This is a genomic window from Rothia sp. HMSC069C04, from assembly GCF_001812895.1.
In the GTDB taxonomy this organism is placed as follows: Bacteria; Actinomycetota; Actinomycetes; order Actinomycetales; family Micrococcaceae; genus Rothia.
The window spans coordinates 1-18687 of sequence record NZ_KV810742.1; the positions used below are offsets into that span (position 1 = coordinate 1).

An 18687-nucleotide genomic window follows, 5' to 3' on the forward strand; every position below is an offset into this window, starting at 1 on the left:
TCGCCGCGGCGACTCATACAACTATACAGATGCCGAAATGGGTCTGCAACCCGAAATAGGGTGAAGTAGACCACAAGTGGGGCCTTGAAAGGGTCCCAAACACCCTTCCAGACACTAAACCGCCTAGTCAGTGCGTTTTAAGGGTGCTAAAAAATCTTTAAAAAACTTCCAAAAACCTCAAAAATCTGCGAATTCCCCTCTCGGGAGCCCCAAAACAGGGTCGAACGGTGCCTAAAGCCCTCGCCAACAAAGACAAACCAAGAAAACCCAGAGCCAGAGGGCAGCAGAACGATACAAGAAGAGCCCCTCCTGACGGAGGGGCTCTGTGTGTATAGGGAATGTATATAGGGACCAGAAAAGGAGGGGCACTCCCCCACCGAACATTCAGTAATGAATACTTCAGTAGAGAAGAACCCCTCCCCATCTATATGTATCGAGAAGACTAAATCAGCTCTGTATTAGATCAGCTCTACAGCGCCCTGGTTCTTCTTGCCACGGCGAACCATCGCAAAACGACCGTGTAGCAAATCATCCTTAGAAATAGCTGCGTCCTCGCCCTGAACCTTCACGCCGTTCACCGAAGCGCCGCCCTCCTTCAGAATGCGACGAGCCTCAGAGTTAGACTTCGCAAAACCCAGCTCAGTCAGAACAGAAATCATGTCCAGGCGGTCCTCGGACAGCTTAGCCGAAGGAAGCTCAGCAACCACAGACTCCAAGGTAGCCTCATCCAGAGCAGCGAAATCGCCCTTACCAAACAAAGCCTCCGAAGCAGCCACAGCCTGATCAGTAGCCTCAGTACCGTGAACCAGCGAAGTCACCAGGTACGCCAGAGTCTTCTGAGCCTCACGCTTAAACGGCTCCTTCTCAACCTTCTCCGCAAACTCAGCAATCTCAGCACGAGTCAAGAAAGTGAACACCTTCAGGCGATCCAGCACATCCGCATCCGCAGTGTTCAGCCAGAACTGGTAGAAAGCGTACGGCGAGCACATCTGCGGGTTCAGCCAAATAGCGTTACCCTCGCTCTTACCAAACTTAGTGCCATCAGAGTTAGTAATCAGCGGAGTACCAATAGCGTGAACGCTCTTACCCTCCACCTTACGAATCAGCTCGGTACCGCTGGTCAGGTTACCCCACTGATCAGAACCACCGGTCTGCAGAGTACAACCAAAACGACGGTTCAGCTCCAGGAAGTCCAGGCCCTGCAGAATCTGGTACGAGAACTCGGTGTACGAAATGCCCTCATCAGAGTTCAGGCGCTTCGCCACAATCTCCTTCTTCACCATGGTGCCCACGCGGAAGTGCTTACCAACATCGCGTAGCAGCTGCAGAGCAGACATCTGACCGCTCCAGTCCAGGTTATTCACCATACGAGCAGCATTTTCACCTTCGAAAGAAAGGAAACGCTCAATCTGAGCACGCAGAGACTTAACCCACTCAGCCACAACCTCGGGAGAGTTCAGCACACGCTCAGAAGTCTGACGCGGATCACCAATCAGGCCGGTGAAGCCACCCACCAGGCCCAGCGGCTTGTGACCAGCCAGCTGCAGACGACGCATCACCAGCAGCTGCACCAGGTGACCCAGGTGCAGGGACGCAGCAGTCGGATCATAGCCCGTGTAGAAAGTCAGGCTCTCCTCGCTCAGCGCCTTCTCCAGAGCAGCCTCATCAGTGCTCACGTGCACCAGGCCGCGCCACTTCAGCTCCTGCCAAATATTCTCGAAGGTATCGTCATTATGCTGCGCGTTGAGGATCTCGGCAGACATGCTTCTCCCATTCACAAGGTAACAACGCCCAAAGGCGCTCGAACAAAATATGTAACAAGCCTAGCACCGCACCGGCACAAACGCTCAGAAAAACCCAAGCGAGCGCCCAAACCGGTACGGCACCGGCTCAAAGAAATAATAGAAAGGTGCTACAGAGCCACGAAGACTACAGGCCCGCAGGCATCCGCGAACCCACCATGTGCAGACGCTGAGTCGGACGAGTCATCGACACGTACAAGTCACCCACAGCACCATCAGCATCATCAATCAGCTGCTGCGGCTCAACAATCACCACAACATCAAACTCCAGGCCCTTAGCCTCCCACGGAGTCAGAACCAGCACCTGATTCTCCAAAGCCGTCTGCGCGGTACCCGTACGGTCAGCATGAGCACGAGCAACAGCCTGAGCCGTCTGAACATACAGGCTCGGCGGGCACACCACACCAATCAGAGCGCCACCCGAATGAGCGACCTCCTCGCTGACCACAGACACGGTCTGCTCCACGACAGACTCGGCGGCAACCTCATGCACCAGCGGAGGCCACTTGCCCTCACGCACCGCACGAGGCGCAGACACCTCATAACCGGCAGCCTGAGCAACCGACACCGCTGCCTCAGCAATCTGAGCCGGAGTACGGTAATTAATCGTCAGCTCATCCAGAGTGAAACGCTCACCCACAAACGGCGCCAACGCCTGCGACCACGACGAAGCAGCCGCAGCAGAAGAAGCCTGAGCAATATCGCCCACAATCGTGAAGGACTTCATCGGGCAACGACGCATCAGCAGACGCCACTGCATGGGCGAGAGCTCCTGAGCCTCATCCACCACAATATGGCCATACGCCCACGTACGATCAGCAGAAGCCGCAGCCGCAGCCGTCATACGCTCGCCACGAACCTCATTCATCATCGCAATCTGCTCAGGAGTAATCACGCCATCAGCGCCAATATCCTCCAGCGACTGGTGAACATTCTCCAGCGCCTTCGCAGCGTTCTCAAGGTTCGCGCGATGCTCCGCCGCAGCACGAGCCGCCGCAGCCGCACCGGTCACCTTCGAAAAATCACCCAGAAGCTCAGCGGCCTCATCCAGCAGCGGAACATCCGCCTCAGTGAAAGGAGCCTCCGCCGGACGAGCCAGCAGAGCACGCTCAGCCTTCGACAGCTCACGGGTCGCAGACTCCAAGTAATGCGGCTTCGAGAACAGCGAGCGCAACAGAGTCTCCGGCGACAGCGGCATCCACACCAGGTTCAGGGCGCGGCGCACATCCATCGAAGCACGCACATCATCCTGCAGATACGGACGCTCCACCACACGACCCGCCGCACGGTTCAGCTGATCATCCAGCTTCGCGGTCAGCTCCTTCAACAGAATCTTCACGAACGTCTCACGAGCCTCATTATGCGGCTTGCCGGTCGAACGAGCACGAGAACGAGCCGAACGAACCATCTCCGGAGTCAGCTCAACATCAGTACCCTCAACATTCAGACGCTGAACCTGAGCCGGCACCTTCTGACGATCCGCAACCGCACGCTTAATAACCTTCACCATGCGCAAATCGCCCTTCAGCGCCGCAACCGCACGATCCTTCTCAGGCACAGCACGCAGACCCGGGTACAGGGTCGCCAACGAAGACATCACCACGCCGGTCTCGCCCAGCGACGGAAGCACACGCTCGATGTACCACATGAACGAATTCGACGGACCAACCACCAGCACGCCAGCCTTCGACAGGCGCTCACGGTTCGTGTACAGCAGATACGCCGCACGATGCAGCGCCACAGCGGTCTTACCGGTACCGGGACCACCCTGCACCACGCGCACACCCGGCAGCTCCGAGCGGATAATCGCATCCTGCTCAGCCTGAATCGTCGCCACAATATCGCCCATGCGGCCGGTACGCTTCTTATTCAGCGCCGCCAACAGAGCACCCTCACCGTGGAGGGAATCCTCATCCTGCAGCATCTCCGAATCGAAGACCTCATCCTCAATATTGACGACAGTACGGCCCTCAAGCATCAGGTGACGGCGACGGCGCACACCCATCGAGTGGAAAGCAGTTGCCTGATAGAACGTACCCGCCTCCGGGGCACGCCAATCCATCAGCAGACGCTGCTGATTACTATCCGTAATACCGATACGACCGATATAGCGCACCGCATCAGCACCCTCACGGTCCATATCCAGGCGTCCAAAGGTCAGACGAGAATCCACAGCATTCAGCTGCGCCAAACGATCCTCATAGTGGGTAGCAAAAGAGTCACGCTCCGAACGGTTCTGATGACCGCCCACCGCCTGATTCTTACGCACAGCAGCCAGCTTCTCAGCCGTCTCCTCACGGAGCTCATCCAGACGGGCATATACGCGAGCAACATACTCACGCTCCGCAGCCATCTGCTCAGCAAACAGCTTCTCAGCCGCCGAAGAATCAGCAGACTGCTGGGGCAAAGATTCAGATGACACGTAAGCTCCTTAAACCTATGGTGTCTCAAAGACAGGGTGCGACAGGCACCCAAAAATACGGGTCACTATTTTACAGGACAGGCTCCGTAGCGCCGAAATATTACCCCCACAGAAAAGTGCCCCACCGGCTCAACCGGCGGGGCACCCCTCATCAATATCAGCTGCACACGCCCAAAGGACGGTACGCCTCAAACTCTATAAAACTACTTCGACGGCAGCGGGTACTCAGAGACCAAGCTCAGCGTCTCAAGACGGTAACCGTCCAGCGCCTCACGACCGCCCAGGCCCTCCAGCTCCAGAAGAGCACCAACGCCGGCAACCTTCAGGTTCGCGCGCTCCACCAACTTCGCGGCAGCCACCAGAGTACCGCCAGTCGCCAGCAGATCATCCAGCAGAAGAACACGGGTGCCCGGCGCGAAATCACTACAGTGAATCTCGATCGCGGCGCTACCGTACTCCAGCGCATACTCCTCACGGTACGTCTCACGCGGAAGCTTACCCGCCTTACGAACCGTCATAATGCCAGTGCCCGTAGCGTACGCGAGCGCAGAAGCCAGCAAGAAACCGCGAGCCTCAACACCAGCCACCACATCAAACTGACCATCAAAACGAGCAGCCAGCTCATCAATGCACGCCTTGAACACCTCAGCATCAGCGAAGAGAGTGGTCACATCGTAAAAGAGGATACCCTCATGCGGGTAATTCGGAATCGTAGCGCAAGCAGTCGGAATCAACTGCTCAATAGGGGTTCGCGAAGCCTCAGAAGCGGGAACGCTCATGCTCTCTCTTTCGTGAAGGGGATAGCCCCGGAAAAATTACCCGGGAACAATAACGCGGTAGAAGCCGCCTACAAAATTCTACCCTCTTCACCCGCGCTTGTCCTCAGATGAGCGACAAGAACCATCTGCCGGGATTAGCCTCTCTGAATCACAACCCGCAAGTCACGCTTAAGAATCTTGCCGGTCGGCCCCAGCGGCATGCTCTCCACCATCACGTAGCGGCGAGGATACTTATACGCCGCCAAACGAGTACGCGCCAACGCATTCAACTCCGCATGCAACACACCCTCATCAGCACCCGGACGCGGCATCACCACGGCGACAACCTCCTCGCCCACGCGCTCATCCGGCACACCCAATACCGCTACCGACTGCACATGCTCATGGGTATAGAGAACATCCTCAATCTCACGCGGATACACCGAATAGCCGTTACGCAGAACCATGTCTTTAATACGATCCACAATAAAAATATTGCCCTGCTCATCAACACGAGCAACATCGCCGGTCGCAAACCATTCGCCGTCAAAAACCTCAGCAGTAGCCGCCGGATTATTCCAGTAGCCAGCCATTACGTTCTCACCGCGCACCCACAGCTGACCGCTCACACCCGGCGCGCACTCGGAACCTTGCGGGCAACGGACCTGCACCTGCACACCCGGCAGCACACGACCCACCGAACCGAGCACCATGCCAAACTCCGCCTGATTAAACGAAACCACCGGCGACGTCTCACTCAAACCGTAGCCCTCATACACCGGGCACTCAATCAGCGTTTTCAACGCAGAATGCACCGGCGCAGGCAACGGCGAACCACCCGAAATGCCGAAACGGATGCGACCACGCAGCGAGCGCGCACGCTCAGGCTCAGCCTCCAGCGCCGCCGCTAACGACACATACATGCTCGGGACCGCAGCCAACACCGACACCCCAGCACTCTCAATCAGATTCAGCGCACCATCAGGGGTAAAACGCGGCAGCAAAGCCACCGTAGCCGACGCCGCAAACGCCGCGTTCATCGACACCGTCTGACCAAACGCGTGGAACAGCGGAAGGCCACCAAAAATGACGTCCTCAGCGGTAAAACCAAAAACGCTCACGCAGCTACGAGCATTCGAGAGGATATTCGCGTGGGTCAGCGTCGCACCCTTCGGTTTGCCCGTCGTACCCGAAGTGTACAGAATAATCGCCGGGTCGCTCGCCGCCACCGGGACAGGCTCCAGAACAGCATCCGACGAATCAGTAGCCGACAGCGCGCTATCGGCAGGCACGTCAAAAGGAGCCACCGGCGAGCCCTCTCCCCCGGTGAAAATCTCGCAACGAACCGAACCGTTCTTCACCAGCACCGTCGAGGATGCCTCCGACGCCAGACGAGTACCCGCAAACGCAAAAAGCACCTTCGCCCCGCTATCGCGCAGATGATACTCCAGCTCAGCACCCGACAACAGCGGATTCAACGGAACACAAATCGCACCCGCAGCCACAATGCCGTAATACAGTGCAGGCATCAACGCCACATTCGGCATAGACAACGCCACACGGTCACCACGCTCAACACCGAGCGCCGCCAAATGACGCTGAACCTGCGCGGCCGCAGACGCCAACTGCGCGTAGCTCACCACCCGCATATCAGCAGATTCAGAAGCCGGAATCGCCAAAGCTGTCTTAGCCCCCGAACCAGAAGCAGCCTCAGCCAAAAGGTAGGCAATATTGTTCGCTGAATCGTGTATTTCAGACATGATAGAAAACTCTCACCACAGAAAAATCGGTATATCTAGAAAAGGAGAAGACGAGCTAGAAGCCCGGCAAAGAACCCGAAGACAGCAGAAGGGCGTACCTTCAACCGCTCCCCCCGAAATATCAGAAGAACAGCGCAAGATACGCCCCAGCTACTACTGAGCAGCAGACCAATCCAAGAAGCTCTCGGCAAGCGCAGCCCCACCATTGGGGTCACGAGTAATCACTATTACCGTATCGTCACCGGCAATAGTGCCCATAATCGCTTCAAGACCGCCCTGATCAATAGACGACGCCAAGAACTGCGCAGCACCCGGAGGAGTACGCAGAACCGTAATATTTGCCGAACCCTCAGCGGTAATCAGCAGTTCCTTAAACAGGGAAATCATACGGGCATCAGGTGCAGTACCGCCGCCACGACGAGCAGGATAATTCGGCACAGCATAAATCAAGCCAGCGCCTTCATCACGGATGCGCTCAGCGCCAATTTCAACAAGATCACGGGAAAGGGTCGCCTGAGTAACCTTCATACCATCATCGGCCAGGTACTGCGCCAGTTCAGCCTGGGAGCGGACACGTCGGGTCTGCAGCAATTCAACGATGCGTGCCTGACGCGCGATCTTGGTCGAGGGGAAAGGCATAATATCTCTTCTTCCTACGGTGCCAATCACGAATTCAGAACGGAGCTGCCCAACGGTGGCGCAGCGCAACATTCTTTACTACCCAAGATAATACATATGCACATAAATATGCGCACCAAATATGGATTATTCCAAGATATGGGGGAATTTTCAGGGTTTATCTCACCAACTGTCACACAAAACGCCGCGAGTGTAGCGTGTATCTACACATTCGAGCGCATAACCTCGCAATGAATGCATAGCGTGCAAGAACATTCTGGGCTGGCGCGCCGAACCGAGCAAGAAGCCTCCGGCAGGCGAGCGCGAAAAAGGAGCCCGCCTCCAGCAACACCACGTGCGCCAGAAACAGGCTCCTTCAGCAAAACTTCGAGGTGAATCCTCAGGACTCAGAACGCCTAGCGCTCATCCTCCACCAGACCATCCAAGTCCTCATACTCAACATCGCGCGAACGGCGGTTCAGCCACACAGCAAAACCAAGACCCAGCAAAAGCACCAGCACCGCACCAACAATACTTGCGATACCGGCAAAACGCTCAGCGTTCACGCTGTCCTCAGTCACAGGCTTCAACGTGCCCTTCTCAGCGGTGTAGACAACCTCAAGGCTGCCGTTCTTCTCCACCAGCAGGCCGTCCACCTCACGCGGGAACTCAGAAGGAACATCACCAGTCTGCGAACCACGGAACTCAATCGAAGCACCCGAAGTCACCTGGTACTTATCCTTCAGGTTCGACACATACGTCTTACCGTTCAGCGCGTCATCAGCCGGCAGGTTGCCCTTATAACGAGCCACATTACCCTTCGTAATCAGGTCAGGAGTCAAATCCTGGTAGGTGCCCTGAATGACCCAGCTCTTACCGGCATACTCGGCGTTATTATTCACCGACGCAAAAGCACGGACACCCGCAATAGCCAAAACAATGGAAAGAATAACCGCGACAGCAGCAGAAAGAACCGACAGCCAGTTTACGCCCGGGCGGTCATCCAGCTCTTCCTCACTCATCGCGAAAAGGGAGGAGTTCTCTTCCTCATCGTCGTAATCCTCGTACTCGTCGTACTCCTCATATTCAGAATCCTCGTACTCAGAATCCTCAAAGTAGGTTTCTTCGACCTCAGTAGACTGCGACAGCTCATCCTGTTCGCGCGAGTTCTCTCGATTAGCCATTACTCTCTCCCTCACTTCATCTATCTTCTAGGGTACCCATAACCACATGAGTTCACCACTGAAAGCGCTTATCAACGCTTCATAAACCAACCCAACAGGTAAACCCACCACGCAACGCCAAAAGCTACGGGGTGGGAGCCAACAACTCCCACCCCGTCAGCACTAGGCATTACGCCTTAGGGTTAGACCCGGTTAGACACGCGGTTCCGCACCCAGCTGCTCAACAGTCGCAGCCACAGCAGCCTCACGAGCAGCCGATGCCTCATCAGCAGTCAGCGTACGATCCGGCGCGCGGAAACGCAGAGCAAACGCCAAAGACTTCTTCGACTCATCAATACCGACACCGCGGTAATCATCAAAGACGCGGATGTCCTCCAGCAGCTCGCCAGCGCCCTCACGCAGAACACGCTCCACCTCAGAAGCAGGCAGATCGCGGTCCACCAGAAGCGCCACATCCTGGGTAGCAGCCGGGAAAGTCAGCACCGGAGTAGCCTGATGCGCCTCAACACGACCAGCAAACAGAGCCGAGAAATCCAGCTCAAACGCGCAAGTACGCTCCGGCAGGTTCAGCTCCTGCAGAAGCTTCGGGTGTAGCTCGCCAGCGAAACCAACGCGCTCACCGGCAGCGTTCAGAACCTCAGCCACACGGCCCGGGTGGAACGCAGTGTGCACACCATTACGCACCTGAATCTCAGCCGACACAGCAGCAGCCACCAGACGCACAGCGTCCAGAGCGTCACGCCAATCGAAAGCGCGCGGAGCAGCACCCGGCATCGCCTCGTGCTCAGTACCTGCAAACAGACCAGCAATGAAAGTGGGCTGCTGCGGAATACCGGCATTCAGATCAGCCAGAACCTCATCCGAGGGGCGAGCTCCCAGCGGCGGAATAGACTCCGAACCCAGCTGCTCACCCGGAATGAACACGTGACCCGCCTCGAAAATAGCCAGGTTCTTGAAACCGCGAGACAGGTTACGCTTCAGAACCTCAACCAGACCCGGCAGCAGCGAGCGGCGCATCCAGCCCTCAGCCGAAGAAATCGGGTTCTCCAGGCGAATCGAAGGAACCTCAGTCACCGGGTTCTCGGGGGTGCTCACCCACGGAGCCGACCACAGGTTGTTCGCATCAGCCGACACGAAGGGGTACGCGAACACCTCAGTCAGACCGGAAGCCGCCAGTGCGTTCAGCGCACGACGCTTACCCGCCTGCTCCGGAGTGTAACCGCGGCCCGCAGGAGCCACCGGCAGGGTCGAGGGGATGTTCTCGTAACCGTCAATACGTGCGATTTCCTCGGTCAGGTCCTCCTTCGCGCGCAGGTCAGTACGCCACGACGGGACAGTCACAGCGTAACCGGATTCGGTACGCTCCACCGAGCAACCAATCTCACGCAGGCAAGACTCAATCTGCTCCGGCGAGTAATCCACGCCGATACGACCGGCAGTGTAATCAGCGGGCAGGTCAATCACGACCGGCTCATAGCCGAGGGACACATCGGTCACGCCCGGCTCAACCTGAGCGCCAGCCAGCTCAACCAGCAGCTCAACCGCACGCTGAGCAGCCGCAGCCTGAATCTGCGGATCCACGCCACGCTCGAAACGCTTCGACGCCTCAGAAATCAGCTTGTGACGGCGAGCAGTACGAGCCACCGACACCTCGTCAAAACGAGCAGCCTCAACCAGAATGCGGGTGGTCGAATCGGTCACCTCAGTGGAGGCGCCGCCCATCACACCGGCAAGACCAATCACGCCCGAATCATCAGCGATAACGATGTCCTCGGGGTGCAGAGTACGCTCCACACCATCCAGGGTCACCAGCTTCTCGCCAGCAGCGGCGCGGCGCACCACAATCTCGCCCTGAACCTTGTCAGCGTCGTAGAAGTGCAGCGGCTGACCGGTCTCCAGCATCACGTAGTTCGAAATATCCACCGGCAGCGACAGCGAGCGCACACCCGCCAGACGCAGACGCGAAGACATCCAGGTCGGAACCGGCGCATCCGCCTTCACGCCCGAAACCTCACGCATCACGAAACGAGTGCAGCCCGGGTTACCGTGAATCGGGGCGTCATCACGCAGAGAAACCGGGTGACCGGACTCGTTCGCCTCCGGGGCGCGCTCGCCGTACGCCAGCACAAAATCCTCAAAGGAAGAACCGGTAGCGTGGCACCACTCGCGAGCGATACCGCGCAGAGAGAACGCGTAACCGCGGTCCGGAGTCACGTTCACCTCGGCAGCCTGATCGTACAGGCCCAGCAGCTCCATCGCATCGGTGCCAAGCTCCGGGTCCAGGCCCAGGGTCGAAAGCACCAGGATGCCGCCGTGATCATCGCCAATACCCAGCTCACGAGTCGAAGCAATCATGCCAGCCGACTTGTGACCGTAAGTCTTACGGGCAGTAATCGCGAAACCACCGGGCAGAACAGCGCCGGGCAGGGTCACAACAACCTTGTCGCCGGGCTTGAAATTGTGGGCACCACAAATAATGCCCTGAACGCCGGAAGGCTCAATGCCCTTACCGGTCAGAGTCTGCTCCTGGCCCTCCGGAACCACACGCACCTGGCACCAGTTCACGGTCTTGCCGTTAGAGTGAGTCTCCGGCTCCATAGAGAGCACCTGGCCAACCACAATTGGTCCGGACAGCTCATCAGAGGGGCGGTGAACGTCTTCTTCTTCCAGGCCAACCTTCACCAGGGTTGCCATCAAATCTTCAGCCGAAGCATCCTCAGCTACAGGCACGAACTCGCGCAGCCATGACAGGGGTACACGCATAATTTAGATCTCCATCCCGAACTGCTCAGAGAAACGGATGTCGCCTTCAACCATGTCATGCATGTCAGCGACGTTGTTACGGAACATGAGGGTACGTTCAATACCCATACCGAAAGCGAAGCCCGAGTACTCCTCAGGATCAATACCCGCAGCACGCAAAACGTTGGGGTTCACCATGCCGCAACCGCCCCACTCAATCCACTGCGGGCCGCCCTTAGCGTTCGGGTGCCACAAATCCAGCTCAGCGGAAGGCTCAGTGAACGGGAAGAAGTTCGGGCGCAGGCGAATCTTAGCGTCCTCACCGAACATGGCGCGTGCCATGTACTCCAGGGTGCCCTTCAGATCAGCCATGGTCAGGCCCTTATCCACCGCAAGGCCCTCAATCTGGTGGAAGACCGGAGTATGGGTCGCGTCCAGCTCATCGGTGCGGTACACCTGGCCGGGGCACACAATGTACAGCGGCAACTCGCGAGAAAGCAGCGAGCGCATCTGCACCGGCGACGTGTGGGTGCGCAGCAGCAGGTGAGCGTTCTTCGGCTCAACGTAGAAAGTGTCCTGCATTTCGCGTGCCGGGTGATCCGGCTTAATGTTCAGAGCGTCAAAGTTGTACCACTCAGACTCCAGCTCCGGGCCGTCAGCAACTTCCCAACCCATACCAACGAAAATATCGGTCAGGCGCTCCTGCATCAGAGCAATCGGGTGGCGGCCACCCAGAGAACGGCGAGGCGACGCAGCCGAAACATCCACAGCCTCCTCAGCCAGGATGCGAGCCTCACGCTCAGCCTCCAGCTCAGCGGTACGAGCCTCAATAGCCTCAGTCAGAGCCGCACGAGCCTGACCCATCAGCTTACCCACCGGGCCCTTGTGCTGGTTCTGAAGATCACGCATCTGACGGTTCGCGATGCTCATGATGCCCTTCTCACCGAAGAAGCTCAGGCGCACCTCCTTGAGGCTGTCAAAGTCCTTAGCCTTCTCGCGAATCTCCTGGCGGGCGCGCTCACGCTCAGCCTCAAAAGCCTCACGGATAGCGTCCAAACCGTTCTCGGGGTTCTCCTCCAGAACCTGCGCAATGCGGGCGAGAACCTGAGCCGGGCCGTTAAGACCCTCGTGTTCCTGCACGGAATCGGTCATTGTCACTCTTCTCTGCATACCACCGGCACTATACCGGCTGGCTCGTTATACACCTTAGGCAGCACCATCTGCTCTCCCCCGGCTACCCGCACAGGGTGCGGAACAGGGGGAAGGCGACGGGCGCATATCCTATCTATTTTAGACCAGAGAGGCAAGCGCAAACAGCAGAACGCCCGGATAGTCCATCCGGGCGTTCTAGAGTATATCTTTTCAACAACAGGGTTGAAGAGGGTACTTCTACTTCAGAGCCTGCTTCACAGCCGGGTCAAAAGAAGCACGAATCCACAGCACGTTCGCAATGAACCATGCCGCGTACAGAGGCACGAAGCCGTAGCGCTGAGCGTCAATGACATTACCAATCAGAGACAAAATCGCCACGAACGCACCCAGAATCGCAAAAATCAGACCAACAGTCAGGCCCAGACGCCTGCCCTTCTGAATCGTGAAGTAGACCCAGATGTACACAACCGCAGAAACAACCAGCAGGCCGATACCGCCTGCAACGCCGACCTCCGGCAAACCCTTCAGAGGGGACAGGTTATCCGGTGCGAACGCGGAAATAACACCGTGGATCAAGCAGAGCAGTGCGGAGACAATCATAATCTCCTGCAGACGCAGAATCTTCGGGTGCTTGGTCGGCGAGTGGAACAGAATTCCGCGCGGCTCAGCGCCGCCTTCCTGAATATAAATAGCTTGAGTGTCCGAGGGAACCGCGTCGGAGCGGTAGGCACCCGGATCAAACGGGGGTTGAGCAGTCATCATTGTCTCCCAATACGTATGTGATTTCTCCCTCAATACTACCCGCCTACCGATTGGTTTCCAAAGTATGTATCCGTGTCGAACCCATATATGACAAAATCCCCTCCCCAACAAACACGCAAGTCAGGATCACCTGGCGCATAACTCACCCTCAAAATATGAATAAAGGCGGGACTCCCCACAGGAAATCCCGCCTTCAAACAGTGTCGAAAAAGATAGAGAAAATTTATCCTGTTACCGCCGCGAACGTGTCACATAACGGTGACTTAGCCTCGCAACGAACTAACGCAGAGAACTAATACAGGGTCTTAGCGCTACAGCATTAGGATTATGCCTCGCCAACACCTGCATCCTGCAGCTGCTGAAGAAGAGCCACAACAATCGGCAAATCCGCCGGAATCCACGGCAAACCCAGCAGGTCATCATACGCCTGCGCGTCATCTTTAGACTTCGGCAGCGGCATCCACTGCAGAGCGCTGTGATCCTCCAGAGTATCCGGAGTACCCGAAAGAATCTCCGCGAAGAACACGCGCATCGCCAGACGCTCACTCAGACGCCAGCCCTGCGGGTACGCACCGGGCACCTCAGCACCCAGACGGGCCTGCACGCCCAGCTCCTCCTTCAGCTCACGCACCAGCGCCTGCTCGCAACTCTCCCCCGGCTCGACCTTACCGCCCGGGAACTCCCACATGCCAGCAACAGTCTGCGGCTCAGAACGCTGAGCCACCAGCATGCGGGTCGGAGCCTCCAAAGAATCAACCACGGCGGCGCCAACCACCTGAACCTCAAACGAGAGCAACATATCACTCATCTTTCTCTACCTTCTTCTACGCTTTAGATTTACGCTGTAGTTCTACGCTTCAGAGCCCTTAGTCGGATGCGCACCCTCAGCGTCCTTAGGCTCGGGAGCGTCCTCCACGCCTTCCTGCCACTCTTCTTCCGTATCGTTCATGTTCGAGGCTTCTGCCACCTCACGGCGAATATTAGTGCCGTCATTGAGCAGAATGAGCAGGCGGTTACCGTTCTTGAACTCCATGAGGAAGACATCCTCAAGTTCGACCTCAGCCGCACGCAACTGCAGGTACACCCAATCCTCGGTCTTGTGCGCATCCGCGATATCGCGAGTGACCAAGGTACCCTTCACAATCAGAGCAAAGTTCGGCACACCGTCGCCCTTACGAATCACACTCAGCACACCATTCGGCTCAATCTGAGCGAACTCAATGTCTTCCAGGTCGTAAATACCCTGCGCACGAAGGTCAGCAATCAGGCGCATCGGATCAAGAACCACATCTGCCTGCTGGAAGCTCTTAATATCGATATCACCATCCGTAATGACCGGCACGCGCTGCTCACGCACCGCCATATGCAGAAAACGAATCTTCGTGGTCGCCACGTTCAGCAGCTGAATCATGCACAGCGTAAACACCATGTAGATGACAAAGTAGAACAGGCTAATCTGCTTGCTGTACAACACGCCACCGAACACACCACCGATGACAAAGTTACCGATGGTATCAATCGGGGTCTGGTGCCCCGCCTGAGAACGGTGAGTCAGACGCAGGTACACCAAAAGAATGATCAGGCCAACGAAAATCTTTAGCAAACCATCAACGATCATCTCAACGGTCATAACAAAAATCTCCTAGAACTAAGCCCGGAAAATATCCGGCTCCAAATAAATGATGCGTGCCGCAGGAACAGCCTCGCGAATACGAACCTCAGCCGCGTCAATCTCATCAGCTACCGCACGACCAGTGTCAGCATCATGAATACGAATCTTTGCCGCCACCAGAATCTCCTCAGGACCCAGGTGCACAGTCTTAATGTGGATAATGCGCTCGCTATCGCCATCCTCAATCGCCGCACGAATCTTCGCCAAATCCTCCGGCGAAGCAGCCTCACCCAAAATCAGCGACTTCATCTCCACCGCAAGGAACACAGCAATAAAGACCAGCAGCACACCAATAGCCAGGGTGCCGAACGCATCCCACAGACCATTACCGGTCAACAGAGTCATACCCACGCCAAAAAGCGCGAAAATCAGACCCAGCAACGCACCCGCATCCTCCAGCAGAAGCACCGGAAGCTCCGGGTTCTTCGAAGTACGCAAGAAACGCATCCAGCTCTGCTTGCCCTTCAGCTCACGCGACTCCTTCACCGCCACGCGGAACGAATTACCCTCCAGCAGGATCGAACCCACCAGAACAGCCACCGGAACCCACTGCCACTCAGTAATACCGTGCGGGTCATGCAGCTTCTCATAACCCTCATACAGGGCGAACAAGCCACCCAGGGCAAAGATAATAATCGAAACAATAAACGCGTAAATATAGCGGTTACGGCCATAACCAAACGGATGTTCCTCATCAGCCTGCTTCTGCGAAGCGCGACCGCCCAGAAGAAGCAGAAGCTGATTACCCGAGTCAGCCACCGAATGAATAGCCTCCGCCAACATCGACGAAGAACGAGTCAGCGCAAAAGCCAAAAACTTCAGCACCGCAATACCCAGGTTCGCACCCAGCGCGGCAATAATCGCGCCCGAACCCGAATGACCAGAAGGAGCAGACATAATTTCCCTTTCTCAGCCCTAAACTAAAACTCTAAAACCCATGATGCTAAAGCGGCCCACCGCTGTACCACAGCCGTGAACCGCCCAAAACCTAGCGAGAAACGCCGCGCTGAGCCATCGCCGAAGCATACAGGCACACAGCAGCAGCCGTACCCACATTCAAAGACTCAGCCGAACCATAGACAGGAACAGCCACGCGCATCGTAGCGGCACCCTTCTCTTCAGCGTTCAAGCCCTGCGCCTCATTACCGAAAAGCCACATCGTCGGCTTAGAAAGATCAAAATTACCCTTCACGCCGGAGGGGGCATTCGCCTCCACACCGGCACGACGAGCCGCAGTGTACTCACTCAGCTCCTGCAGATTCACCACGCCGTAGCCGTCAGCAGCCAGCACAGCAGTACCCTGAGACTTCACATCCTCCGCAAAATCCTCCAGCTGCACGCCCTGAATAATCGGCACATGGAACAGCGAACCCGCCGTAGAACGCACCGTCTTCGGGTTATACAAATCCACCGAGCCCTTAGTCGTAATCACCAAGTCAGCACCGGCCGCATCAGCCACACGAAGAATAGTGCCCGCATTACCCGGATCCTGCACACGAGACAGCACAGCAATCAACTTCGGGTTCAACGCGCCCTCACCCCACAGCAGCGAGAACGACGCATCCACCATAAAGGAAACCGCAATAATACCCTGCGGGCTCACCGAATCAGCCATCGCCTCCAGCACCTCATCGGTCACCACACGCATAAAGACGCGGCGGCCCTCCTCCGGGGGGGGAGTGCCGTACACCTGCTCCAGCAGCTCGGCAATATCCTCTTGACGGTCAAAAGCCGCCTCCGTAACGTAAACAGCATCCAGAATCGGCTTCTTCAGATGCGCCTTCAACGCCTCACGCACAGCCTGCGGACCTTCCACCAGGAACTGGCCCTTCTTCGTACGGGCAGGGCGGGTACGCAGCTTCGCAATATCGCGCACACGATCTGCCTGCGGATTGGACATCACAACGGGGGTACTAATACGTTCAAAAAAGTTCACTCTTAAAGGGTACAGGCAAAGGCACACCCAAAAAACGCAGAACAGTCACCAGCGCCCCCCCAGATACGCAGAAAGCGGCCGCCCACACTCAAAAGTGCAGACGGCCGCTCACGACGCTTAAGCATCCTACCCCGAACCTAGATCTTCGAGGTAAGAACACAACCTAGGCTAATTAAGCCTTGGGAGCCGAGGTGTCCTCGGGCAGGTTGTTCTTAGCAATCTCAACCAGTGCGTTGAAGGCAGCGGGCTCGTTAACAGCCAGCTCAGCCAGCATACGGCGGTCAACCTCAACACCAGCAGCCTTCAGGCCCTGGATGAAGCGGTTGTAGGTCAGGCCCTGTGCGCGGGAAGCAGCGTTAATACGCTGAATCCACAGGCGACGGAAGTCACCCTTCTTCTTACGACGGTGGTCGTAGCTGTAAACCAGCGAGTGAGTGACCTGCTCCTTAGCCTTACGGTACAGGCGAGAACGCTGACCGCGGTAGCCGGATGCACGATCGAGAATAGTACGGCGCTTCTTGTGCGCGTTAACCGCGCGCTTCACACGTGCCACGTGTGTCTCCTTCGTCTTATGTCCTGAACAGCTCACATATCACGCTGAACAGGAGCGAGTCTTTAATCAGTGCGCACCACTATCGGTGCGCCAGGTGCAGAGAGTAAGCGTTGCTTACTTACCCAGCATCTTCTTGACAACCTTTGCCTGGCCGCCGGTAACGATCTGGTCAGAAGCCAGACGACGGGTCAGACGAGAGGACTTGTGCTCCAGGTAGTGGCGACGGTTCGCCTGCTGGCGCTTAACCTTGCCGCTACCGGTGAGCTTGAAGCGCTTCTTAGCACCAGAGTGGGTCTTCTGCTTCGGCATAGCTGCCGTTCTCCTTACATTCATCCCCCGCCACAACAGCGGGGTAGCTTAGTGGGGTTGAGCGATACACGCATCAGCCCCAAGGACCAAACGTGAGGCACCCCTGACGAGGTGCCTCGGAACCGGCACCGGGTGAACCCGCAACACCCACCCAACGGTGGAGGCGCGTGCCCATCCTAAAGTGACGACCCGGTTCCCTACTCGGCGGAAGCCTGTGCCTTCAACTCGGCAGGCATAGCGTCTGCCAAAGAATTAGTTACGGGCTTCGCCTTGGTCGTGTCAATACGCTCGCGACCCTTGCGACCGCCGGCGCCCTGCTCACGGCGAGCCTCTGCCTTACCGCGAAGCGGAGCCAGAACCATCACCATGTTGCGGCCATCCTGACGGGGGCGAGACTCAACAGTGCTCACCTCAGCCAGTTCAGCCGCCAGACGCTCCAGCAGACGCACACCCATCTCGGGGCGCTGCTGCTCACGACCACGGAACTGAATCATTGCCTTGACCTTGTCACCACCGGAAAGGAAACGACGAGCGTGTCCAACCTTGGTTTCGTAGTCGTGGGTATCAATCTTCAGGCGGAAACGGATCTCCTTCAGAACGGCATTAGCCTGCTTCTTGCGGGATTCACGAGCCTTGATTGCGGCTTCGTACTTGTACTTACCGTAATCCATGAGCTTGCACACGGGCGGCTTCGCGTTCGGGGCAACCTCGACCAGGTCGAGTTCGGCGTCCTCAGCCAGACGCAGAGCGTCCTTCAGAGGGACAACGCCTACCTGCTCGCCACCGGGACCGACAAGACGGACCTCGGGAACGCGGATACGATCGTTAATGCGTGGTTCGCTAATGACTAGCTCCTGTGCTCTGTGGGTTTCCCCGTGAATATTATCCGTTGCGGGCACTAAAAAAGCCCCCGCAGTTACACAAGCGGAGGCACAAACCAGCGTACGCCGAAAGCGGCGGACAAACCCGTTCACCTCAAAACTCGCAAGCTAACGCTTGCGGCGGTCAACCGGGTGG

16 protein-coding genes are annotated in these 18687 nt (G+C 57.1%); all 16 read right to left on the bottom strand.

Annotated features, from left to right (window positions below; translation table 11 throughout):
• Positions 1 to 458: 458 nt before the first annotated feature.
• On the bottom strand, positions 459 to 1763 hold the full coding sequence (tyrS, locus tag HMPREF2879_RS05160; protein ID WP_005507861.1) for a tyrosine--tRNA ligase: 1305 nt from the start codon (positions 1761 to 1763) through the stop codon (positions 459 to 461).
• Between the two features lie 166 nt (positions 1764 to 1929).
• On the bottom strand, positions 1930 to 4224 hold the full coding sequence (locus tag HMPREF2879_RS05165; protein ID WP_141753028.1) for a HelD family protein: 2295 nt from the start codon (positions 4222 to 4224) through the stop codon (positions 1930 to 1932).
• A 203-nt stretch (positions 4225 to 4427) separates the two neighbouring features.
• Complete coding sequence (locus HMPREF2879_RS05170) at positions 4428 to 5003, bottom strand: adenine phosphoribosyltransferase (RefSeq protein ID WP_044150631.1); 576 nt, start codon at positions 5001 to 5003, stop codon at positions 4428 to 4430.
• A gap of 134 nt (positions 5004 to 5137) precedes the next feature.
• The gene (locus tag HMPREF2879_RS05175) at positions 5138 to 6742 is read right to left on the bottom strand and encodes an AMP-binding protein (protein ID WP_049356071.1); all 1605 of its coding nucleotides are present in this window, start codon (positions 6740 to 6742) and stop codon (positions 5138 to 5140) included.
• Positions 6743 to 6895: 153 nt separating this feature from the next.
• Entirely contained in the window at positions 6896 to 7381 is a 486-nt protein-coding gene (locus HMPREF2879_RS05180; RefSeq protein WP_049345349.1) for an arginine repressor, read from the bottom strand.
• 395 nt (positions 7382 to 7776) lie between these two features.
• Complete coding sequence (locus HMPREF2879_RS05185; protein ID WP_070634966.1) at positions 7777 to 8544, bottom strand: hypothetical protein; 768 nt, start codon at positions 8542 to 8544, stop codon at positions 7777 to 7779.
• Between the two features lie 192 nt (positions 8545 to 8736).
• The gene (gene pheT, locus HMPREF2879_RS05190; RefSeq protein WP_070634967.1) at positions 8737 to 11307 is read right to left on the bottom strand and encodes a phenylalanine--tRNA ligase subunit beta; all 2571 of its coding nucleotides are present in this window, start codon (positions 11305 to 11307) and stop codon (positions 8737 to 8739) included.
• Positions 11308 to 11310: 3 nt separating this feature from the next.
• Complete coding sequence (pheS, locus tag HMPREF2879_RS05195; RefSeq protein ID WP_049341754.1) at positions 11311 to 12438, bottom strand: phenylalanine--tRNA ligase subunit alpha; 1128 nt, start codon at positions 12436 to 12438, stop codon at positions 11311 to 11313.
• Between the two features lie 237 nt (positions 12439 to 12675).
• Entirely contained in the window at positions 12676 to 13197 is a 522-nt protein-coding gene (locus HMPREF2879_RS05200) for a hypothetical protein (RefSeq protein WP_049356064.1), read from the bottom strand.
• Positions 13198 to 13525: 328 nt separating this feature from the next.
• Positions 13526 to 14008 carry a (deoxy)nucleoside triphosphate pyrophosphohydrolase gene (locus HMPREF2879_RS05205; RefSeq protein WP_070542795.1) on the bottom strand — a complete coding sequence of 161 codons (483 nt, stop codon included), beginning with the start codon at positions 14006 to 14008 and terminating at the stop codon, positions 13526 to 13528.
• 42 nt (positions 14009 to 14050) lie between these two features.
• Entirely contained in the window at positions 14051 to 14830 is a 780-nt protein-coding gene (locus HMPREF2879_RS05210) for a DUF421 domain-containing protein (RefSeq protein ID WP_070634968.1), read from the bottom strand.
• 18 nt (positions 14831 to 14848) lie between these two features.
• On the bottom strand, positions 14849 to 15769 hold the full coding sequence (locus tag HMPREF2879_RS05215; protein ID WP_060823723.1) for a cation diffusion facilitator family transporter: 921 nt from the start codon (positions 15767 to 15769) through the stop codon (positions 14849 to 14851).
• A gap of 91 nt (positions 15770 to 15860) precedes the next feature.
• Complete coding sequence (locus tag HMPREF2879_RS05220) at positions 15861 to 16772, bottom strand: TrmH family RNA methyltransferase (RefSeq protein WP_246822919.1); 912 nt, start codon at positions 16770 to 16772, stop codon at positions 15861 to 15863.
• A gap of 208 nt (positions 16773 to 16980) precedes the next feature.
• The gene (rplT, locus tag HMPREF2879_RS05225) at positions 16981 to 17361 is read right to left on the bottom strand and encodes a 50S ribosomal protein L20 (RefSeq protein WP_005507127.1); all 381 of its coding nucleotides are present in this window, start codon (positions 17359 to 17361) and stop codon (positions 16981 to 16983) included.
• A gap of 114 nt (positions 17362 to 17475) precedes the next feature.
• Entirely contained in the window at positions 17476 to 17670 is a 195-nt protein-coding gene (gene rpmI, locus HMPREF2879_RS05230; RefSeq protein ID WP_004006287.1) for a 50S ribosomal protein L35, read from the bottom strand.
• Between the two features lie 197 nt (positions 17671 to 17867).
• Entirely contained in the window at positions 17868 to 18569 is a 702-nt protein-coding gene (gene infC, locus HMPREF2879_RS05235; protein WP_083309633.1) for a translation initiation factor IF-3, read from the bottom strand.
• Between the last annotated feature and the right edge of the window lie 118 nt (positions 18570 to 18687).